Origin of the sequence: Comamonas sp. CMM03, from assembly GCF_019218715.1 — a bacterium.
Lineage (GTDB): Bacteria > Pseudomonadota > Gammaproteobacteria > Burkholderiales > Burkholderiaceae_C > Comamonas > Comamonas terrigena.
Genome location: NZ_JAHUXB010000002.1, coordinates 755,118 through 775,936, shown reverse-complemented (window position 1 = coordinate 775,936; position 20,819 = coordinate 755,118). Strand labels below are relative to the sequence as shown.

Here is a 20,819-nt window from a genome sequence, read left to right as displayed (position 1 = left end):
TTTTTCGCCGCCAGGGCAACCGGTGTCCGCAGACCACCGTGTGCTGCCCGGCACGCACCACGTGTCACGCACCACGCATCCATGAACTTTCAGGAAAGTACTTCCATGCATCCACAGCAACTCTCTTCACTCTCACGCCGTCTGGCCTTGCTTGCGAGCATCGGGCTGCTGGCGGGCAGCCTGTCGGCGAATGCCCTCGCGGCCCCGCCGCCCAAAAAGGTGCTGCTGGTGGTGCGCATGGAAGGCAAAAGCCTGCCCATCGACCAGAAGATCCAGCAACACCTGGTGGCGCGTGGCTACGCCGTCACCTTGCACAGCCAGTACGCGCCTGTGGAGGCCGCGCTGGACGCGGACCTGGTCATCCTTTCCTCCACCATCCGCTCGCACGACCTGCTGGGTGCATACCGCCATGTGCCCGTACCGCTGCTGACCTGGGAGAACGACCTGCTGGACGATCTGGCCATGACCGGCAAGCGGGCGGGCAGCGATTTCGGCAGTGTGGACAAGAACCGGTACGTCTGGCTGGTCAACGCCCCGCACCCCATGGCGGCGGGGCTGCCGGCAGGGGTGGTCGATGTCTACGAAAAGCAGGCCACCATGAGCTGGGGCAAGCCGGGACTGGGCGCCACCGTCATCGCCACCCTGCATGGCCAGCCTGAGAAGGCGGCCATCTTCGGCTACGAGAAGGGCGCCACCATGGACTACGAATCGCTGGCGCCGGCGCGCCGCGTCATGTTCTTCCTGGACAACGAAACCTTCCCCAATCTGTCGGCGGCCGGACTCCAGCTGTTCGATGCCGCCGTGGCGTGGGCCCTTCAAGCGCGATGAACACGCGCGCTCCCCGTTTCTTTCTGCCGCAAGCCAACCGTTTTTCCATGCCATCCTTTCTCCATCTTCTTTCGCCTGTGGTTCCCGGCCTGCCCCGAACCTGTCTGTGTCTGACACTGGCTGCCATTCCCGCTCTCGCGTTTTCCCAGACTTCGGGCACGGCGGGAACGCCTGCCCAGCAGGCCGCCGGGGCGGTGCCCGCTGCCGAGCTGGAGACCATCCAGATCCGGGCGGAAAAACAGTCTGACAATGAAAACCGCTTTGTGGCACAGACCGCCACGGGGGTGCTGCGTTCCGATGCACCGCTGTTCGAGACCGCACAGTCCATCAGCGTGGTGACCCAGCAGCAGATCGAAGAGAAGCAGCTCAAGACCGTGGCCGAGGCCCTGGAGGGGGTTGCCGGCGTCTCGTCGGGGTCCTACGGCCGGCGCGGGTGGGACGATTTCATCATCCGGGGGCAGATCTCCAGCGCCCAGACCTATGTGGATGGTTTGCGGACGCAGACATCCACCAATGTGCTGCGCTCCGAGGACATCTTCGGGGTCGGCTCCATCGAGGTGGTGAAGGGTCCCACGTCGGTCGGATTTGGTCTGGCGCTTCCCGGCGGGCTGGTGAATCTGACCACCAAGCGGCCACAGGCCGAGAGCTTTGCCCGGTCCAGCGTCAGCTACGGTAGCTATGGGCTGAAGGAAGCGAACTTCGACCTGAACTACTCTCCCAACGGAAGCCGCAAAGGCGCCGTGCGCATTGTGGGGCGGGCTTCGGACCAGCAGGACCCCACGGACTACGTCTATTTCAAGAACCAGTACCTTGCTACGTCCTACAACTTCGATCTGGATGGCCGCAACGACCTCTCCGTCATCGCCAGCTACCAGCACCGCGACTACATCCGCAACCAGGGCATTCCGCAGAATTACCAGAACTATGGGCGCAAGGTATTCATCGGCGAGCCTGACCGGAGCTACAAGGTGGACGCCTATCGCCTGGGCGCCAACTACGCGCACTATTTCGACAATGAATGGGTGTTCAAGCAGAACTTTGCGGTCAGCAAGGGAAGCAGCTTCAGTGATTCCGTGTTTGCCGCGGCAAATGCCAAGTTTCCGCTGGTGACACGTCAGATCAACTACCAGGACAAACAGGACACCAACATCGCCTTGGACAGCTATCTGCAACGCCAGTTCAAGCTGGGGCGGGTGGGCTACGAGCTGACCGCCGGCGTCGACATGATGCAGGAGCGCAGCGACTACTACCAGCGCGTGGACAACATCAACGCCTTCAATGCCAACAATCCGGTCTACGGCGTCACCTCCATCAAGGAGGGCAAGCCTTCCCACAACCTGACCTACAACCAATACGTCGGCCTGTACCTGCGCAACACACTCAAGATCGACGAGAAATGGATCGTGGGGTTGTCGGGGCGCCATGACTGGACGCGGGTGGAGGTCCAGAACATGCTGACGGGAGGGAACCTCCGGAACAACAACACGGCTTTCACGGGCAGTGCTTCGCTGATGTACCAGGTCAACGATTTCATCGCGCCGTATGTCAGCTATTCGACCTCGTTCATGCCTGTCACGGATACGGGCATCAATGGCTCGCTGCTCAGCCCCGAAGAGGGCAAGCAAACAGAGCTGGGGGTGAAGTTCCAGGCACTGGATCGACGGGTGCAGGGCTATGTGGCGTTGTACGACCTCCAACGCAAAAACGTCACGGAGTCCGATGCGACACTGGGCTACTCGGTGCAGACGGGCGAGCAGACCACCAAGGGCTTCGAGGCGGAAATCACGGCCGCAGTGACCCGGCAGTGGAATGTATCGGCCGCCTACAGCTATATCCCCACAGCCCGTATTTCCGAAAGCCTGACGGCCAGCGAGATCGGCAAGCGCATCAACCATGTGCCAAGGAATGCCGGTACCGTCTTCACGCAGTACTACTTTCAGCCCGACCGACTGGGCTGGAACATGGGCGCGGGTCTGCGCCTGCAGGGCGAGCGTACGGCGCAGCGCGGCACCTATTTCGTCCGCCTGCCCAAGTACACGCTGTTCGATCTGAACCTGGGGTATGAAGCGCAGTCATGGGGGATGAACCTGGCGATCAAGAACCTGCTCGACAAAGGCTACATCCAGGGCACCACGCCGAATGCGCAGCTGATCAGCTTTGGCAGCCCCCGGACGCTGGTCCTGACGGCGAAGTTCAAATACTGACGCCATGCGGGGGTAGCAGACCTTGGTCCAGGACGGTGACTGCCTGCGGTCACCGTCCTGGCTGCCAGAGCCATCCGGGCTGTGCAACAGCCAAGCCTCGGAAGGGCCTGCCTAGTGGGCCCGCTGCACGGACGGCGCAGAGGCCAGCAAGGTCTGTGTATAGGGGTGCTGCGGTGCCTGCCAGATTTGCTGGTGGTCACCGCGCTCCACGATCTTTCCGTGCTGCATGACGAGAATGCGGTCGGCGATGTAGCGCACCACGGCGAGGTCGTGCGAGATGAACAGGTAGGAGAGCCCGAACTCTTCCTTCAACTCGGAGAGCAGGTTGAGGATTTGCGCCTGGATGGACACATCCAGTGCCGACACCGGCTCATCCAGTACCAGCAACGACGGCCGCAAGATCAACGCACGGGCGATGCCAATGCGCTGGCGCTGGCCACCGGAAAATTCATGGGGATAGCGGTGCAGCGCCGACGGTGGCAGGCCCACACGGTCCAGCAGCAGGGCGATGCGGCGGGAGCGCTCCGCGCTGTCTTTGACGCCATGCAGTGCCAGTACGGCATCCAGCGTATCGGCGACCGTGCGCCGCGGGTTCAGCGAGGCAAACGGGTCCTGAAACACCATCTGCATGCGGCGGCGCCAGGGGGAAAGCTGTTTTTCAGTCAGCACCGCCAGATCGGTGCCATCGAAATCGATGCGGCCGCTGGCGGGTGCAATCAGACGCAGCAAGGTGCGGGACAGGGACGACTTGCCGCAGCCGGATTCGCCCACCAGCCCGACCGTCTCTCCGGGCTGGATCGTGAAGGAAACGTCGTCCACCGCGTGGAACAGACTGCCATCGCGCTTCCGGTAGGCTGTGTGCAGCGATTCCACCGACAGCAGCGGCCGCGGTGCGGGCTTGGCGTGGTGCGTCTCCCGTGTGCTGGAAGCGGCCGGGAGCGGCGGCGTGACCAGCTGTATCGTGCGGTGCAGACCGGAGTGGCCTGCGGTGCGGCGTATTTCCGCCAAACGTGCGCGGCGGTAATGCCGGTCTTCGCCGCCATGCAGCGAGGCCCCGAGCAGGCCGGCGGTATAGGGGTGCGCAGGCGCCTTGAACAAGGTCTCGACCTTGCCTTCCTCGACGTTCTCGCCATCCAGCATCACCAGCACGCGGTCGGCCCAGTGCGAGACCACCCCGAGGTCGTGGGTGATCAGAATCAGGCCCATCGACAACTCCCGTCGCAGCGTGTGCAATAGCTCCAGGATGTGGGCCTGCACCGTCACATCCAGCGCCGTGGTGGGCTCGTCGGCGATGAGTAGCTTGGGCGTGCACGCCACGGCCATGGCGATCATGACGCGCTGGCGCTGTCCCCCCGAAAGATGGTGCGGGAAATCGTCGACGCGCCGCTGCGGTTCGGGAATCCTCACCAGTTCCAGCAGCTCGATGGCGCGTGTGCGTGCAGCGGCCGGTGTCAGCCCCTGGTGCAGGCGCAACACCTCGCTGATCTGCGCACCGATGGTGTGCACGGGGTTCAGCGATGTCATTGGCTCCTGGAAAATCATCGAGACGTCGCTGCCGCGCAGGCGGCGCACTTCTGCCGCGGCAAGCGCCTGGATGTCACGGCCTTCCAGCAGGATCTCACCGCTGACCTTGGCTTGCGGACCCAGCAGCTGGAGCAGCGACAAGGCGGTGGTCGACTTGCCGCAACCCGACTCGCCGACCAGGGCCAGTGTTTCGCCGCGACCGACGGTGAATGACAGGTCCTTCACCGCCGCATGGTCTGCGCCGTGGAAGTGGATGTTCAGGTGGCGGACATCCAGCAGGGCGGGAGGGGGTGCTTGTGTATTCATGGCCGGCCCACCAGGCGTGGGTTGTAGGTGTCGTTGATGGCATCGCCCACCAGGTTCAGCGCCAGGATGGTGAGCACAATGGCCACGCCCGGGACGGCGGACAGGTACCAGGCCGTGCGCAGCATCTCGCGGCCTTCGCCGATCATGCTGCCCCAGGACATGGCGTTGGGGTCTCCCAGGCCGAGAAAGGACAGGCCGGACTCGATCAGGATGGCGTTGGCCACCAGCACCGAGGTGCTGACGATGACCGGCGGCAGGGCGTTGGGCAGAATCTCGCGAAAGATGATCCAGGCGTTGCCGAAGCCCTGGCTGCGCGCGGCGATGACGTATTCCGATTCGCGCAGGGTGCGGAATTCGGCGCGGACCAGGCGTGCCGTCACCGGCCAGCAGGCCGCGCCAATGGCGAAGATGATCATCGGTGCCGAAGGGCGGGCGATGGTCACGACCACAATGATGAAGAGGAAGGTCGGCACGGTCTGCACCAGCTCGGTCAGGCGCACCAGCACGTCATCGATCCAGCCGCCGAAGTAACCGGAGAGGGCGCCAATCAGCAGGCCGATCGTCAGGCTGAGGGCCGCGGCCACGGCGCCGGTGGTGAGCGAAACGCGCGCACCGTACATCACCCCTGCGGCAACGTCGCGCCCCAGCGAGTCGGTGCCGAGCAGGAAACTCGCATCCTCGCCCGGCCAGAGCAGGGCCGGCCCGACGATGTCCTGCGGATCGCCGGGGTAGACCAGCGAAGCGGACACCGCCACGGCGACCACCAGCAGCAGAATCGCCAGCCCCAGCACGGTGGCAGGATTTTTCGAGAAGGCCTTGAGCAGGCCGCGCCGTGGCGGTCCACCCGGTGGAACGAAGCCCGGCGCGAGGGCGGCAGCGTCGGCGGCCGAGGCCAGGGCGACGGTGGAAGACGTGTGGTCAGTCATGCTATGAACCTCTTGGCGGCGGGTCAGCGCACGTGGATGCGTGGGTCGAGCGCGGCATGCAGCAGGTCGACCAGCACGTTGACGGCGATCACCAGCAGCGAGGAGCAGAACAGCACGCCCAGCAGCACCGGATAGTCGCGTGCCAGGATGGAATCCAGCACCAGGCTGCCCATGCCCGGCCAGTTGAAGACGGTCTCGATCACGGTGGCGCCGCCCAGCAGCGCGCCGAAGTACACGCCGATCAGCGTGGTGACGGGGATCAGCGCATTGCGCAGCACGTGGTGCACCGTCACACGCAACGGAGCAAGGCCTTTGGCATGGGCGGTGCGCACAAAGTCCTGCTTGCTCACTTCCAGCATGGCGGCCCGCGTGAGGCGGGAAAAAATGGCGATGTAGAACCCGGCCGTGGTCAGCATGGGAAGCAGCAGGTGCGAAAATCTATCCTGCACCGCGGCCCAGCCTGTCAGCGACGCACCGATGGTGTGGCTGCCGCTGGTGGGCAGCCAGCCCAGCTTGACCGAGAACAGCACGATGGCCATCAGGCCGATCCAGAAGGTCGGGACCGAATACAGCAGCAAGGCCACGATGGACACAAGTCGGTCTTGCCAGCGCCCGACGTGGACCGCCATCAAGGTGCCCAGCACGGTGCCGATCACGGCGGCGAGCAGCAAGGCCGAACCCATTAGCAGCAGCGAGTTGCCCAGGCGTTCTCCGATCAGCGTGAGCACCGGCAGGTTGTGGCGCTGCGACATGCCCAGATCGAGCTGCAGAAGGTGCAGCAGGTAGCTGGACAGCCGTTCTGCCATCGACAGGTCGAGGCCGAAATGGCGCTGCAGCTGGGCCATGCTTTCTGCCGTGGCGCCGCCGGACTCCGCTGCGATGACGTCGGCCGCGTTGCCGGGAACCCATTCCAGCAGCAGGAAATTCAGCACGACGATGCCGAAGACGGTGGGAATGGCCTGCAGCAAATTCCTGCGCAGCACTGGAAGCAATCTGGACAATTTTCTACCCTGCCGGCCGGGTCCTGCCGGCCATTCGCTTCGGAATGCAGGCAGGCCGTTCGGCCCTCGTTTCAATGAAAAGAGCCAGAAGTTTGGGTTGGCTGGCGCAGCAGGGTCAACGAAGTTTTTTGAGCATGCAAATACGTTATCGATCTTTGCTGCGCACAGATGCTGCACCTAGCATCGCTTTCCTTTTTCACGCACTCATCGTCGACGCGTTGCGGTGCGCGACGCAAGCAAAGGCTAGGTATGAAAATGAACCAACTCGTGGGACGGCTGGCACTGACGCTGGCCGGTCTCGCTCCCTTCAGCGGCGCTGTCGCCGCCAACCCGGCGCCACAGCCCGGCGGCACGCTCACCTACCTGATAGGCACGGAGCCGACGGCCCTGGTATCGCTGTTCAACCCCAAGGTCGAAAACCGCAACATCAGCGCCAAGGTCACCGAAGGCTTGCTGCGCTACGACCGCTCGTTCAAGCCGCAGCCGCTGCTGGCCACCGAGTGGAAGGTCAGCGAAGACGGCCTGCGCTACACCTTTCAGCTGCGCAAAGGCGTGAAGTTCCACGATGGATCGGACTTCACAGCGGCCGACGTCAAATACTCCATCCAGACGCAGCGTGAGACCGGCGCCCGCGGACGCATCACCTTTGCCAACCTGAAGGATGTGCAGACACCGGATGCACATACCGTCACCCTGGTGCTGGCAAAACCTGCGCCGTACCTGCTGCGTGCCTTGTCGTCGGCAGAGACGCCGATCGTGCCGCACCAGCGTTATGCCCAGGGCGATCCCCTGGCTGCAGAGAACAACAGCCGTCCCATCGGCACCGGGCCATTCAAGTTCAAGGAGTGGGTGAAAGGCAGCCATGTGGTGCTGGAGAAGAACGCCAGCTACTGGCGTGCCGGCCACCCGCATCTGGACCGCGTCATCTATCGCTTCATCAAGAACCCGGCATCGATCTCGGCCGCCATCGAAGCGGGCGAAGCGAATGTGGCGCAGAACGTGGCGATCTCGGATCTGAATCGCCTGTCTCAGAACCCCAAGCTGGCGGTGGACGATTCCTACGATGAATTCCTCTCCAACGTGCTGTTCCTGGAATTCAATCTGGAGAACCAGATTCTGGCCAATGTGAAAGTGCGCCAGGCACTGGCGCTGGCGGTCGACCGCAACTTCATTGCCAACACGGTCTACTACAAGCGCGCACAGGTGGTGCATTCACCGATCCCGTCGGTGCTGAAGAACTACTACGACGACAGTGCCTTCAACTACCCGTTCGATGCCGCGCGCGCCAATGCCCTGCTGGATGAAGCCGGTTATCCGCGCAAGGGCAGTGACGGTCGCTTTGCGCTGCGCCTGGTGTTCATGCCGTCGGCGGATTTCAAGCGCACGGCGGAGTACGTTCGTGCCGCGCTGAACAAGGTCGGGGTGAAAGTCGAGATCATCGACGGCGACCTGCCCACCTTCATCAACCGCGTCTACAAGGAACGGGGCTTCGATCTCAGCGTGAACGGCCTGGGCCGCCTGTTCGATCCGACCGTGGGCGTGCAGCGCCTGTACTGGTCTGACGGCATCAAGAACCCGCTGCCGTTCCTCAATGGGCCGCACTACCACAACCCGCAGGTCGACGAGCTGTTCCGCGCAGCCGCCATCGAAACGGATGAGACCAAGCGCGCCAAGCTGTTCAAGGACATCCAGGCCATTGTGGGCAAGGAACTGCCGACCCTGCCGCTGGTCACCGTGCCATCGGCCCTGCTGGTGCACCAGAAGCGCGTACACCAGCTGCACAACAGCATCGACCTGACAGCAGGCGACTTTTCGGATACCTGGCTGGAGCAGTAAGGAGCGAAGCATGAGCCAAACCACAGCGAAGAACTTACTGGAGGCGCTGGTGTTTGCACCGGCCCATGAGCAGGCGCGTGCACTGGCCGACGGCGAAGTGCGGTCCATCGATTTGCTGGAGCACATCCTGGCGCGCATCGCGCAGCACAACCCGGCACTCAATGCCATCGTGGCCCGTGACGACGAGGGCGCGCGCCAGGCCGCGCGCCAGGCCGATGCGGCACTGGCAAGGGGCGAACGCAAGCCCCTGCTGGGAGTGCCTGTGACGGTGAAGGAGAACTTCCATGTGGCGGGGCTGGTGACCAGCGTCGGCAACCTGGACTACGCGGGCAATGTCTCTTCCCAGGACGCGCCGGCCGTGGCCGCCCTGCGGGAAGCGGGTGCAGTCGTCGTTGGTAAAACCAATGTCCCGCTGGCACTGGCCGACCTGCAGACCTACAACGCCGTGTATGGCGTGACGTCCAATCCCTGGGATCTGGCGCGCACGCCGGGCGGCTCTTCCGGGGGCTCTGCCGTGGCCATTGCGGCGGGGCTGAGCGCGCTGGAGGTGGGAACGGACATCGGTGGTTCCATCCGCGTTCCGGCGCATTTCACCGGCATCTACGGCCACAAGCCGACCTATGGCCTGGTGCACAACGGCGGCACCGGGGTGCCGGCCGGCAAGCAGGCCTTGCGCGATTTGACGGTGGCCGGTCCCTTGGCCCGCAGTGCCGAAGATCTGGAACTGGCGCTGCAGATACTGCTCAACCGGGATCCGCTGGCGAACAAGGCCTGGCGCGTGGAGCTGCCGCCTGCCCGCCATGACAGCCTGGCACCGTTCCGCGTGCTGCTGCTGACCCGCTGGCCCGGGCGCCCCCAGTCCACTGCCGAGAAGCTGGTGGAGGCACGCCTGCAGCAGGGGCTGGAGGCGGCGGGTGCGCGCGTGGTGCTGCCGGAAGACCTGGGGGCCTATGTGCCCGACCTGGAGGCCGCCCACCACAACTACCGCACCTTGCTGGGTGCATCGCTGGCGGCGCCGACCCATGGCCGTGCCGCACAGGTGCAGACAGCGGAGGGTACGCAAGCCGATGGCCAGGATGTCCGCAAAGTGGCGGAGCACATTTCGCACGGGGACTGGCTGGTGCAGAACGAACGCCGCCTGCAGTTCCGCGCGCAATGGGAACAGCTGTTCACGCAGGTGGACGTGGTCCTGAGCCCGGTGCTGGTGGAGACGGCTTTTCTGCACGACCACAGCGAGCCGAAGGACGCCCGCCGCTTCCCGGTGGACTTTGGTGCCGAGACGGCGCAACTGAAGTTCGCCGATCTGTTCGAGTGGGCCGGCTTGCCGGTGCTGCCCGGTCTGCCGGCCACGAGTTTCCCGATCGGGCTGGATGACGCCGGCTTGCCGGTCGGTGCGCAGGCCGTAGGGCCGTTCCTGGAAGACCTGACGCCGATCCGGTTTGCCCAGCTGTATACCGCTTTGCAGGGCGGGTTCACTGCACCGCCGAACTTCGGCGGGGCATGAGCCTGTCGATCGTCCTTTCCACCGTGCGGTAAAGCGCGGCGTCGATCCGCTCTTCCTGGTCCGCATGGGTCTACAACCAGAGGGTTTGAGCGTTCACGCCATGGGGTGAACATGCGAGGCCGCGTGTGATGTCCCAGGCCTCGCGTCGCTGCTGGATTGCGGTTGACGGCCTCAGGTAGGCGAAACATCCGCTGCAGCCCTTGCCTGTGTCGTGCAGGCAAGGGCTTTTTCATGCTCGCACGGCAGAGCGCTGTACGGCGGCGCACATTGACGCGTGCGTCACCGCCGGTGTCACCTGGAGGACGATGCAAAAGGGTTTGCCCCACAAACACCCGTACCGTGTACACGCACTAATGCACCGGTGGACAGCAATTCGCACGCCGGTGGCGGCCCACCCGCCGCTGGCGCCTGATCGCAAGCTGCTTGTGCAAGGAGGTACACATGGTGAAGTTGTGGAACCAGACCGGTTGGATGGCATGGACGGTGGCTGTGGCGGCGGGATGGAGTGCAGGGGCCATGGCCGCGGAGACCTTTCCGTCCAAGCCCATCCGCATCGTGGTGGGCAATGCCGTGGGCGGCGTCGATGACATCTGGGCGCGCCGCTATGCACAGCAGATGAGCGAGCGGCTGCAGCAGACGGTGGTGGTGGACAACCGCCCCGGTGCCTCAGGCACGCTGGCGGCGATGGAGGTGCTCAAGGCCCCCAAGGACGGTTACACGCTGCTGTACGGCGGCATGGCTTCGCTGATCCAGTATCCGTCGGCCGGTGGGACGGTGCGCTACAAGCCCAAGGAAGACTTCGAACCCGTGGCCATGGCCACGCTGGGCTATCCGGTGCTGACGGCGGGCAGCAACTCCTGGGCCAAGAGCATCCAGGACCTGGTGCAAAAAGCCAAGGCCGCGCCAGCCAACGCGGATGCCTACAGCTGCGGCACCAGCGGCCAGGCGGCCACCAGCCACTTTGCCTGCATGATGGTGGCCAAGGCCGTGGGCGCAGAGTTCAAGCCCGTGCCCTACAAGGGCGGCTCGTTGGCGGCCACGGATGCCGCTTCCGGGCATGTGGATTTTGCGGTGGGCTTCTACGGCGAAATCAGTCCGCTGACCTCGGGCAAGCGCCTGACGCCCCTGGTGGTGTTCAGCCCGAAGCGCTTTCCGCTGTACCCCGATACGCCGACCGTGAAGGAGGTGGGCCTGGAAGGGCTGGAAATGGTCAGCTTCAGCGCCTTCTTTGCGCCCAAGGGGACGCCGGCCGATGTGGTGCAGCGGCTCAATACGACCGTGATCCAGTCGTTCCACACGCCGCAGATGGAGCGCTGGTTGAGCGATGCCGGGGCCTTCTACCAGGACATGTCTCCGGCCGAGCTCAAGGCGTTCTACTTCAAGGAGATCGACCTGTGGAAACAGCGCTCGGTGGAGCACGGCATCCGGGTGGAGCAGTGAGCGCGCGTGCAACGCAGGGGAGCTTGGGTTACGGAGGCTGTGAATCCTCTCCGTGAAGCTGGCTTCCTCCGTGGATCTTGGATCCCACGCTTCATCCCTTTCCTGGTGGGTGTCGGCATGAAAAAAGCGCTCCACCGGAGCGCTTGGTCTGTGTCAGTCCTGTGATGAGGACTGCGTTGGCAGCCAGGGCGCCAGGCCCTTCAGGAGGCGCGGATGGCTTCAGGCCGCCTTCTGGGCGTAGGCATCGGAAATCCAAGCCCTGCCTGGAATCGCCTCCAGCAGCGCCCGTGTGTAGGGGTGCTGGGGGTGGCTGAAGACGCGGGCGGTGTGGCCGGACTCCACAATCTCGCCGGACTTCATGACGATGAGCTGGTCGCATATCTGCGCTGCCACGCGCAGATCGTGGGTGATGAAGACCATCGACAGCCCCATCTGCTCGCGCAGGCGGGTGAGCAGGTCCAGCACCTGTGCCTGCACCGAGACGTCCAGGGCGGACACCGGCTCGTCGGCGATGAGTATCTGCGGCCGCATGGCCAGCGCCCGGGCGATGCCGATGCGCTGGCGCTGGCCGCCCGAGAATTCGTGCGGGTAGCGGTCCAGCGCCTCGGGTGACAGGCCGGTGAGGGCGAACAGCTCGCGTGCATGTGCCAGGGCCTGGGCGCGGGACTCCCCATGGGCGATGGGCCCCTGGGTGACGATGTCGCCCACGCGCTGTCGCGGGTTGAGGGAGCTGTACGGGTCCTGGAACACCATCTGCACGCGGGTGGCGTGCAGCCGGCGCTGGGCAATGTTGCGAAACTGCACGGTGTCGTTGCCGATCCGGAACTCGCCTTCATCCGGCACCAGCAGGCCCATCAGGTTGCGCGCGAGGGTCGACTTGCCCGATCCGCTCTCGCCCACCACCCCCAGCGTCGTTCCCGCCGGCAGGCTGAACGATACGTCCTTGACCGCGTGCGTGGTGCGGCTGGTGCGACCCAGCCAGTTGCGCTGGTGGTAGGTCTTGGACAGGCGCGCGACTGACAGCGCGGTGGGCGCCTGGCTGGCCGCACCGCGCACGGGGGCCTGCAGCGGAGGCACCGCCGCAATCAGGGCCCGGGTGTAGCCATGCTGCGGGTGCTCCAGCACGGCCTGGGCTTCCCCGCTCTCGACCAGCACGCCGTGCTGCATGACGGCCACGCGGTCGGCAATCTCGGCCACCACGCCAAAGTCGTGCGTGATGAAGAGCACGGCCATGCCTTTGCGCCGCTGCAGGTCGTGGATGAGGTGCAGGATCTCGGCCTGCGTGGTGACGTCCAGCGCCGTGGTCGGTTCGTCGGCGATCAGCAGGGCCGGCTCCAGCGCCAGGGCCATGGCGATCATGGCGCGCTGGCGCTGGCCGCCCGAGAGCTCGTGGGGGTAGGCTTTCAGGGCCTTGTCCGGATCGGGGATCTTCACGGATTCCAGCAAGCCCAGGGTGCGCGCACGGATGGTCTTGCGGGACAGCCGGGTGTGCGTGCGGAACACCTCGCCGATCTGGTCGCCGATGGTGCGCAGCGGATTCAGCGCGGTCATCGGCTCCTGGAAGATCATGCCGATCTCGCTGCCGCGCAGCCTGCGCAAGCCCTCGGCACCGAGCTGCAGCAGATCCTGCCCGCGCCACAGAATCTGGCCGCTGCGGACCTGGACGCCTTCGGGCAGCAGGCCCAGTACCGCACTGGTGGTGAGCGACTTGCCGGAGCCGCTTTCGCCCACGACACACACGATCTCACCCGGGTGCAGGTCCAGGTTCACCTGCTGCAGCGCGTGCGGACGGTCCCCCCCGGCGGGCAGGTCGATGGTCAGGTTCTGGATGGACAGCAAGGCATTCATAGAAGGTCTTCGGAATTCAAACGGCGGAACATGCAATGCGACACAAGCGGCACCTGCGGTCGGCGCTCAGATGCGCTGGCCGCCGCTGGCGTCGATGCGCTGCGCGGTCACCCAGCGGGCGGCATCGCTGGCGAGGAAAGCCACGATCCCCGCGATGTCGCCTGGCTGGCCCACGCGGCCCAAGGCCACGCTCTGGGCAATGACGGCCGCCTGCGCGGGGTCTTTGGCCCGGGTGTTCAGGTCGGTGGCGGTCGCGCCGGGCAGCACCGCATTCACGGTGATGCCGCGCGCGCCCAGCTCGCTGGCCAGCAGCAGCGTCAGTGCTTCCAGGCCGGCCTTGGCGGGGGCGTAGACGCTCATCTCCGGATAGGCTGCACGCGTGCCCATCGACGAGATGTTGATGATGCGACCCCCATCCTTCAGCACGGGTAGCAGGCGCTGGATCAGGAAGAACGGTGTTTTCAGGTTCACCTGCAGCACGTGGTCGAAATCGGCGGGCTGCACATCGGCAATGCGTGCCTTCAGGCCCACCCCGGCGTTGTTCACCAGAATGTCCAGACCGCCAAGGCCTGCGGCCTGCAATTGCCCGATGAGGGCATCGGCGAGCTGCTCCGCGCCTTGCGGGAGGCTCAGGTCGGCGGCCAGCACCGATGCCTGGCCACCGCTCTGCGCGATCTCGGCCTGCAGCGACCGGGCGGCCTCGGCCGCCTGGTGGTAGTGGATGAACACCTGTGCACCCTGCTGCGCCAGCGCCAGGGCAATGCTGCGCCCGATGCCGCGGCTGGCGCCGGTGACCAGGGCCGTCTTGCCGGTAAGGTCAAAGCTGCTCATGCCAGCACCTCCGTGCCGTGCTGGTGCCAGGCCTGGCGCTTTTCCAGATCGCGGGCCAGGTGCACCAGGGCATGCCGGTCCACCTTGTTGGTGCCGGCCCAGGGCAGCTCCTGCACAAAGCAGACGCGGCGTGGGTGCTGGTAGGCCGGGCCGTTGGCCAGGGCATGCTGCTTCAGGGTTTCCGCATCCACCGAAGCGCCTTCGCGCCGGACCACAAAGGCCACGGGCACCTGCGCGCGTTCCTCGTCGGGCAGCGGCACCACGCTGCACTGGGCCACGTCGGGGTGCTTTTCCAGCAGCTTCTCCACTTCCACGGGGTAGATGTTCTCGCCCGCGCAGACAAACATGTCATCGGCACGGCCGATGAAGTAGTAAAAGCCGTCGGCATCGCGCCGCATCACATCACCGCTGTAGTACCAGCCGTTTTGCAGCACCTGGGCGCTTTTCTCCGGCAGGTTGTGGTAGCCGGACAGCAGGGCCGGATTGCGCATCAGCAGTACCCCTTCGTCGTCGCTGGGGCCGTCCACCAGCCGCACCTGGGCCGGGTCGATGGGGTGGCCCAAGGCCAGTCCGGGCGTGGGAATGCCGGCAGGGTGCGGTCCGAACACGGCGGGGCCGGCCTCGGTCGTGCCATAGCCATGCGTCACGCGGGCGTCGGGGAAGGCGTGCTGGATGCGCTGGAGCAGGTCCAGCGTCATCGGGGCCGAGCCCAGCATGACCCGCTTGAGCGCGGAGAAGTCCCGTCCTTGCAGCTTGAGGGGATCCTTGATGATGCGTGCGAACATGGTCGGCACCGCCGTCAGCACCGTGATGCGGTAGCGCTCCAGCGCGTCGATGTAGGCATCCACATCGAACCCGGGCTGGATCACCAGCAGCCCATGCACGGCAAATGCGCGCTTGGACATGAAGAGTCCGTTCATGTGGAACAGCGGCTGCGCCAGCAGGTAGCGCGCCTGTGCGGCACCGGGGGCCTCCGTGGTGGCCTGCAGCGCCCAGAGCTGCCCCGCATGCGTGAGCGGGACGCCTTTGGGCTTGCCGGTGGAGCCGGAGGTGTAGAGCATCTGCGCCACATCGTCGTGCGCAGGGCGTGTGCTTTGGAACTCGGCTGGCGCAATGCGTGCGGCAAAGCCGTCGGGGCCGGCATCATCGAAATCGATCACCGGCACATGGCTGGCCAGCGCGGCGCGGCGCGCGCCATCGGTGAAGGCCAGCACCACATCGGCATCCTGCAGCACATATTCCAGAATCTCCGGCGACTGCTTGATGTTGAGGGGCACGGCCACATGGCCGGCACGCATGATGCCGAAATACGTGATGAGGTATTCGGCGCGGTTCAGCGAGGCGATGGCAATCCGCGAGCCTGCGGGGAATGCCTGTTCCGCCAGCCAGCGGGCCACCCCGCCGGCCAGTGCCCGCACCTGCGCATGGGTGTACTGGCGCGGCTGGGCGGGTTCGCGCAGGTCGATGATGGCGGTGCTTTCCAGCGAAAGCGCGGGATCGTTGAGATCCCCCAGGTTGTAGCGGTGAGAGGTCATGGTTCGAGGGGGGATGGAGCTGCTGCGCCTTAGCGCTTGCGCAGCTTGGGGTTGAGGGCGTCGTTGAGCCCGTCGCCGACCAGATTCAGAGAGAGAACCGCCAGCATGATGGCCACGCCGGGCACGGCGCACAGGTACCAGGAGGTGCGGATCAGGCTGCGCCCTTCGCCCACCAGCCGTCCCCAGCTGGCGACATTGGGGTCGCCGAGGCCGAGGAACGACACCACGGATTCGTAGAGGATGGCGCCCGCCACCACCAGCGACGACATGACGATCACCGGGGGCAGCGCATTGGGCAGGATTTCCTTGAAGATGATGTGTGCCGGGTGCAGACCGACCGAACGGCAGGCCTGGACGAACTCCCGCTCCTTGAAGGACAGGAATTCCGCACGCGTGAGCCGTGCGATCGGGGGCCAGGAGACCAGGCCGATGGCCAGGGTGATGGCTTCGATGTGGGGACCGAGAATCGACACCACCGTGAGCACGAAGACGACATTCGGGATGATCTGGAACAGCTCCGTCACCCGCATCAGCACCTCATCTACCCAGCCGCCGGCCCAGGCGGATGCCGCGCCTATGCCCACGCCCAGCAGGGTGGCGGTGGTGGCCGCCACCAGGCCGATGAGCAAGGTGGCGCGGGCACCGTGGGCGATCATGGCGGCAATGTCCCGGCCCAGCGAATCGGTGCCCAGTGGATGGCTCCACTGGGTCAAAGGCCAGATCTCGGGCGTCGCCACGATGCGCAAGGGATCGGTGGGGAACAGCAGGTCGGCCGCCAGGGCCACGACCGCGATGGTGCACAGGATTACCGCGCCAATCACGGCGCCGCGGTTGCGCGCAAAGCGGCGCAGGAACGGGCCGATGGCGCCCGCCGCCTTGCGGATGGCAGGGGAGGAACTGGGCCCCGCAGGAATGGGGGTAGGAATGGAACGCATGTCAGAGCGCCTTGATGCGCGGGTCAAGCCGTGCGTACAGAATGTCCACGGCAATATTGGCCAGAATCACCACGGCCGAGCTCAGAACCAGAATGCCCAGCACGACCGGGTAGTTGCGGCTCATCACGCTGTCGAACAGCACACTGCCGATACCGGGCCAGCTGAAGACGGCTTCCACCACGATGCTGCCGCCCAGCACGGCACCCAGCTGGAGCCCCAGCAGCGTGACGATGGGAAGCACCGCATTGCGGGCCATGTGCCGCAGCACGATGGCCACGTTCTTCAGGCCCTTGGCCTTGGCCGTGCGCACATAGTCCATGCGGCTGACCTCCAGCATGGAAGCGCGCATGACACGGGCGTAGCTGGCGCTGTAGAACAGCCCCAGGGTGATGGCCGGCAGTGCCAGGTGGTGGAGCACATCCAGGGTCTGTTGCCAGAGCCCGCCATCCAGCCCGATGGTGACCATGCCGCCCACCGGGAACCAGCCCAGCTTCACCGCGAACAGGACGATGAGCATGATGCCCAGCCAGAAACTGGGCGCCGCAAAGCACAGCGTGGCAAACAGGGAGACCGCCGTGTCCCACCAGGTGTTGACCTTGATGGACGAGACGATGCCCGCAGCCACTCCCACCAGCACCGCAATCGCCAATGCGGACAGCATCAGGATCAGCGTGGCCGGCAGGTGGGCGCCGATCACGTCGATGACCTGGGTGTTGTGCCGGTAGGAATAGCCCAGGTCCAGCTGCGCCACCGAAGCGATGTACTTGAGCAGCTGCACGCTGGCAGGCTGGTCCATGCCATAGGTCACGCGCAAGCGCTCGATGAGTGCTGGATCGGTGACCTGGCGCTCTGCCGTCATGACATCCAGAAAGGTGCCGGGCACCATCTGAATGAGCAGGAAGTTGAGCACTACCACCCCCAGCAGGAGCGGCACCGCCTGTCCCAGCCGCCGCAAGATGAGGTTTAACAGCATGCTGCCACCTCAGGCACCGATCCAGACATCGTCCAGCGAGCCGCCCTGGACATCGGCCACGGAGGTGAAGTTGTGCAGCTTCTTGCTGGCCAGCGTGAAGGCTTGGATTTCCACCAGGGGCACCAGCGGGACCTCGGTGGATGCCAGCTTGGCAAAGGCATGCACCAGCTTCTTGCGTTCCTGGGGCTTGGTTTCCACCGTGATGCGGCCGACCAGCGCATCCATCTCGGGGTGGGAGAAGCCGGTCGCGTTGCGGAACGCACCGCCACGGACAATGCCGTCGGTGGTGAAGAACTGCGTGACGGTGGGAACCGGCTCCAGCGGCGCCGTGAAGTTGGAAATGGCGATGTCGTAGTCGTAGTCGCTGTAGATGCGCTTCAAGGCGGTCGCCCGGTCCACCGAGTCCAGCTTCACCGCAATCCCCACATCCTCCAGCGCCTGCTTGAGGTACTGCCCCAGCTTGGCGTTCTCTTCAAACCATGCAGCGGCCAGCAGATTCACGCTGAAGCGCTTGCCATCCTTGAGCGGCAGACCTGCTGCATCCAGCAGTGCGCCGGCTTTCTTGGGGTCGAAGGCATAGCGCGGCACGTCGTCTGTGAAGAACACAGGGTTGCTGCTGAAAATCGGCGCAATGGCAGGCTTGCCGCGGCCGTAGTAGATGGTGTCCACAATGAACTGGCGGTTGATGGCGTGCAGGATGGCCTGCCGCACCTCACGGCGCTTGACATGCTCGCGGCGCTGGTTGAATTCGGCGGTGACCGTCCAGGCTGCGTTCTCGTAGCCACGGGTCTCCAGCGTCACCTTGCCGGTCTTGACCAGCCGGTCGATGTCACGGGCCGGCACGGGGCTGGAATAGGCCAGGCCCAGCTCGCCGGTTTCCAGTGCGGCGCCGCGGGAGGCAGCATCCGCCCACCAGCGCACGATGAGCTTGTCGATATAGGGCTGCCCCTGGCGCCAGTACTGTTCATTGCGCTGGTACTGCACGTGGCTGCCTCGCACCCATTGCCCGTACTTCCAGGGCCCGGTGCCGACCGGGGTGTTGTTGGCCGGGTTGGTGATGATGTCCTTGCCTTCGTACAGGTGGCGCGGCAGCACCAGCTGGTACGCGCCGGCCAGGGTGGACTTCAGGAAGAACTCCGGCACCGGGGTGCTGAAGGTCAGCAGCACGGTGTGGCTGTCCACCGCCTTGGCGTCCGCCAGGGATTTCAGCGCAATGCCGGCAGAAACCGGTTTCCAGTGCTGCAGCGCGTTGTAGACCACATCCTGCGCGGTGAAGTCCTTGCCGTCATGCCACTTCACCCCCTGGCGCAGCTTGATGGTGTACTGCTTGAAGTCGGCGGAAGGCGTCACCGACTCGGCCAGCACGGGCTGGAACTGCAGCTTGTCGTCGATGCGCAGCAGGCGCTCCAGGATCTTGGTGGATGTCTGGTAGGGCGCCGAGCCGCCACCGCCGGGCACATAGAGCGCCTGGGGCTCCAGCCCCCCCCAGGAGATGACCAGGGTGCCCCCGCGCTTGGGGGCCGTGGTCTGGGCCTGGGCGGGTGTCAACCAGCTGTAACTGGCGGCGGCGGAGATGCCGGCAGCGCTGCGGATCAGAACGTCACGGCGCGACAAAGCGGTGGGTTGGGTCATGGTAGTTTTCACTTGTTTGCGTGGTCAGCCCAGCGTGGCATAGCTGGCGCGACCGATGGCGACCAGGACGCCCTGGTCATTGAACAGATCGACATCGGCCACGCCCACCGTCTTGCCCACGCGGCGGGCCTTGGCGACCGCCTTGAGGTGGGTGCCGATGGCAGGGCGCAGGTAGTCCACCCGGAAGTTGATGGTGGGCAGGCCGCGTCCCACCAGCATGCCGACGGCGAAGTCGCCCACGGTGTCGATCACGGCGGCCAGCGGACCGCCATGCCATTGACCGGTGTTGGCGCTGCGGCCCAGCGCCTCCTGGAACGGTGCATGCACCGTCAGCTCGCCTGCTTCGTGGTCCACCTCCAGCGCTTGCAGCTGCAGCCAGGCAATGAAGGGGGAGCGGTCAAAGTGCGCTTGGATCTGCTGCAGATCCAGGCGCTCCGGGGAGGCAGAAGCCTGCGTCTGCGCAGGCAGGGTGGCGGCTTCGCTCATGCGGCCACCAGCACCTTGCCGAAGACCTTGCGGTCTTCCAGGGAGGCCAGCGCCTTGGCACCGTCATCCAGCGGCCACTGGCGGTCGATCAGGACCTTGAGCTGCCTGGACTGCACCAGCTCCAGCAGCTCGTGCAGGTCCTCGCGCTCCCAGCCGTTGGAGCCACGGATCTGCAGCTCGAACGTCCAGATGAAGCGCAGATCTTCCTTGGGGTCATAGCCTGCCGTGGCACCGCAGGTCAGGGCCCGTCCGCCCAGGCGCAGGCAGCGCAGCGACTTCACCCAGGTGTCGCCACCGGTGAAGTTCACCACCACATCCACGCCACCACCGGCCTGGCCGCGCCGGCGCGCGGGCTTGCCGTAGCGCGTCTGCACCGCCTTGAGGAAGTCTTCTTCCGTGTAGAGGATCACATCATCGGCGCCCAGCTGGCGCAGCTGTTCGGCTTTCTCCGGGGTGCCTGCACAGGCAATCACCGTGGCGCCGGCCAGCTTGGCCAGCTGCACCGCGCAGACGCCCACACCGCCGCTGGCGCCCAGGATCAGCACCTTCTCGCCGGCCTTGACCTGGCCGATGCGGTTCATCATGCGCAGCGCCGTGCCGTAGGCCACCGGCAGCGCGGCGGCTTCACCGAAGCTGACCTGGTCAGGCAAGCGGATGAGCTGGTGCGCGGGCACCCGGCACAGCTCGGCCAGGCCGCCGTGGATGGTTTCGCCGACCAGCCCGCCATCGACACGGTCGATGGGGTCCACCAGCACCCGGTCGCCGGGCTTCCAGTCGGTGACATTGGCGCCCACCTGTTCGACCTCGCCGGCCACGTCGAGGCCGATGATGACGGGAAAGGACAGGCGGATGCCGGGCATGCCGCGGCGGGTGAAGACGTCGTGGTAGTTCAGCGACGAGGCCTTGACGCGGATCACCACGTCATCGGCGCCCGGTGTCGGGTTGGGGAATTGGGGTTCCAGCGTCAACTTTTCGTTGTCGCCGTGTTCACGCAGTACGAGAGCTTTCAT

Annotated in this window: 16 protein-coding genes; 5 read left to right on the top strand and 11 right to left on the bottom strand. The window is 65.4% G+C overall.

From position 1 onward, the window contains the following. Positions 1-105 precede the first annotated feature (105 nt). Both KW830_RS10395 and KW830_RS10390 read left to right on the top strand, forming a co-directional pair. Complete coding sequence (locus KW830_RS10395; protein ID WP_255578268.1) at positions 106-828, top strand: hypothetical protein; 723 nt, start codon at positions 106-108, stop codon at positions 826-828. A 47-nt stretch (positions 829-875) separates the two neighbouring features. Further along, complete coding sequence (locus KW830_RS10390; RefSeq protein WP_218333088.1) at positions 876-3,032, top strand: TonB-dependent siderophore receptor; 2,157 nt, start codon at positions 876-878, stop codon at positions 3,030-3,032. Between the two features lie 111 nt (positions 3,033-3,143). On the opposite strand, the gene KW830_RS10385 is transcribed toward KW830_RS10390, so the two are convergent. The 3 genes from KW830_RS10385 to KW830_RS10375 are packed head-to-tail and all read right to left on the bottom strand — an operon-like array spanning position 3,144 to position 6,771. After that, positions 3,144-4,862 (bottom strand): ABC transporter ATP-binding protein, encoded by a 1,719-nt coding sequence (locus tag KW830_RS10385; protein ID WP_218333087.1) that lies wholly within the window; start codon positions 4,860-4,862, stop codon positions 3,144-3,146. Then, complete coding sequence (locus tag KW830_RS10380) at positions 4,859-5,788, bottom strand: ABC transporter permease (protein WP_218333086.1); 930 nt, start codon at positions 5,786-5,788, stop codon at positions 4,859-4,861. The genes KW830_RS10385 and KW830_RS10380 overlap by 4 nt, the downstream gene beginning before the upstream one ends. Before the next feature lie 23 nt (positions 5,789-5,811). After that, the gene (locus KW830_RS10375; RefSeq protein ID WP_370626110.1) at positions 5,812-6,771 is read right to left on the bottom strand and encodes an ABC transporter permease; all 960 of its coding nucleotides are present in this window, start codon (positions 6,769-6,771) and stop codon (positions 5,812-5,814) included. A gap of 273 nt (positions 6,772-7,044) precedes the next feature. On the opposite strand from KW830_RS10375, the gene KW830_RS10370 reads away from it, so the two are divergent. The 3 genes from KW830_RS10370 to KW830_RS10360 all read left to right on the top strand — a co-directional run bounded on the left by KW830_RS10370 (position 7,045) and on the right by KW830_RS10360 (position 11,569). Further along, positions 7,045-8,625, top strand: a complete 1,581-nt coding sequence (locus KW830_RS10370; RefSeq protein ID WP_370626109.1) for an ABC transporter substrate-binding protein — start codon at positions 7,045-7,047, stop codon at positions 8,623-8,625. Between the two features lie 10 nt (positions 8,626-8,635). Further along, the gene (locus KW830_RS10365; protein ID WP_218333083.1) at positions 8,636-10,129 is read left to right on the top strand and encodes an amidase; all 1,494 of its coding nucleotides are present in this window, start codon (positions 8,636-8,638) and stop codon (positions 10,127-10,129) included. A 441-nt stretch (positions 10,130-10,570) separates the two neighbouring features. After that, entirely contained in the window at positions 10,571-11,569 is a 999-nt protein-coding gene (locus tag KW830_RS10360) for a tripartite tricarboxylate transporter substrate binding protein (protein WP_218333082.1), read from the top strand. 219 nt (positions 11,570-11,788) lie between these two features. Here the strand turns inward: KW830_RS10360 and KW830_RS10355 are convergent, their stop codons facing one another. The 8 genes from KW830_RS10355 to KW830_RS10320 all read right to left on the bottom strand — a co-directional run bounded on the left by KW830_RS10355 (position 11,789) and on the right by KW830_RS10320 (position 20,819). Next, entirely contained in the window at positions 11,789-13,417 is a 1,629-nt protein-coding gene (locus tag KW830_RS10355; RefSeq protein ID WP_218333081.1) for an ABC transporter ATP-binding protein, read from the bottom strand. Between the two features lie 66 nt (positions 13,418-13,483). Next, positions 13,484-14,248, bottom strand: a complete 765-nt coding sequence (locus tag KW830_RS10350) for an SDR family oxidoreductase (protein WP_218333080.1) — start codon at positions 14,246-14,248, stop codon at positions 13,484-13,486. Further along, entirely contained in the window at positions 14,245-15,783 is a 1,539-nt protein-coding gene (locus tag KW830_RS10345; protein ID WP_218333079.1) for a class I adenylate-forming enzyme family protein, read from the bottom strand. Before KW830_RS10345 ends, KW830_RS10350 begins: the two co-directional genes overlap by 4 nt. A gap of 29 nt (positions 15,784-15,812) precedes the next feature. Then, positions 15,813-16,718, bottom strand: a complete 906-nt coding sequence (locus tag KW830_RS10340; protein ID WP_218333078.1) for an ABC transporter permease — start codon at positions 16,716-16,718, stop codon at positions 15,813-15,815. Position 16,719: 1 nt separating this feature from the next. Then, complete coding sequence (locus tag KW830_RS10335) at positions 16,720-17,691, bottom strand: ABC transporter permease (protein ID WP_218333077.1); 972 nt, start codon at positions 17,689-17,691, stop codon at positions 16,720-16,722. Between the two features lie 9 nt (positions 17,692-17,700). Continuing rightward, a complete protein-coding gene (locus KW830_RS10330) occupies positions 17,701-19,323 on the bottom strand; it encodes an ABC transporter substrate-binding protein (protein WP_218333076.1) in 1,623 nt (540 codons plus the stop codon). A 24-nt stretch (positions 19,324-19,347) separates the two neighbouring features. Then, complete coding sequence (locus KW830_RS10325) at positions 19,348-19,809, bottom strand: PaaI family thioesterase (RefSeq protein WP_218333075.1); 462 nt, start codon at positions 19,807-19,809, stop codon at positions 19,348-19,350. Further along, positions 19,806-20,819, bottom strand: a complete 1,014-nt coding sequence (locus KW830_RS10320) for a zinc-binding dehydrogenase (RefSeq protein ID WP_218333074.1) — start codon at positions 20,817-20,819, stop codon at positions 19,806-19,808. Before KW830_RS10320 ends, KW830_RS10325 begins: the two co-directional genes overlap by 4 nt.

Excerpts from the sequence above, each read along its gene's own strand:
- KW830_RS10380 (WP_218333086.1), bottom strand. The coding sequence starts at position 5,788 with ATGACTGACCACACGTCTTCCACCGTCGCCCTGGCCTCGGCCGCCGAC.
- KW830_RS10345 (WP_218333079.1), bottom strand. The coding sequence starts at position 15,783 with ATGACCTCTCACCGCTACAACCTGGGGGATCTCAACGATCCCGCGCTT.
- KW830_RS10390 (WP_218333088.1), top strand. The coding sequence starts at position 876 with ATGCCATCCTTTCTCCATCTTCTTTCGCCTGTGGTTCCCGGCCTGCCC.
- KW830_RS10395 (WP_255578268.1), top strand. The coding sequence starts at position 106 with ATGCATCCACAGCAACTCTCTTCACTCTCACGCCGTCTGGCCTTGCTT.
- KW830_RS10330 (WP_218333076.1), bottom strand. The coding sequence starts at position 19,323 with ATGACCCAACCCACCGCTTTGTCGCGCCGTGACGTTCTGATCCGCAGC.
- KW830_RS10340 (WP_218333078.1), bottom strand. The coding sequence starts at position 16,718 with ATGCGTTCCATTCCTACCCCCATTCCTGCGGGGCCCAGTTCCTCCCCT.
- KW830_RS10320 (WP_218333074.1), bottom strand. The coding sequence starts at position 20,819 with ATGAAAGCTCTCGTACTGCGTGAACACGGCGACAACGAAAAGTTGACG.
- KW830_RS10365 (WP_218333083.1), top strand. The coding sequence starts at position 8,636 with ATGAGCCAAACCACAGCGAAGAACTTACTGGAGGCGCTGGTGTTTGCA.
- KW830_RS10360 (WP_218333082.1), top strand. The coding sequence starts at position 10,571 with ATGGTGAAGTTGTGGAACCAGACCGGTTGGATGGCATGGACGGTGGCT.
- KW830_RS10350 (WP_218333080.1), bottom strand. The coding sequence starts at position 14,248 with ATGAGCAGCTTTGACCTTACCGGCAAGACGGCCCTGGTCACCGGCGCC.
- KW830_RS10325 (WP_218333075.1), bottom strand. The coding sequence starts at position 19,809 with ATGAGCGAAGCCGCCACCCTGCCTGCGCAGACGCAGGCTTCTGCCTCC.
- KW830_RS10370 (WP_370626109.1), top strand. The coding sequence starts at position 7,045 with ATGAACCAACTCGTGGGACGGCTGGCACTGACGCTGGCCGGTCTCGCT.
- KW830_RS10355 (WP_218333081.1), bottom strand. The coding sequence starts at position 13,417 with ATGAATGCCTTGCTGTCCATCCAGAACCTGACCATCGACCTGCCCGCC.
- KW830_RS10385 (WP_218333087.1), bottom strand. The coding sequence starts at position 4,862 with ATGAATACACAAGCACCCCCTCCCGCCCTGCTGGATGTCCGCCACCTG.
- KW830_RS10335 (WP_218333077.1), bottom strand. The coding sequence starts at position 17,691 with ATGCTGTTAAACCTCATCTTGCGGCGGCTGGGACAGGCGGTGCCGCTC.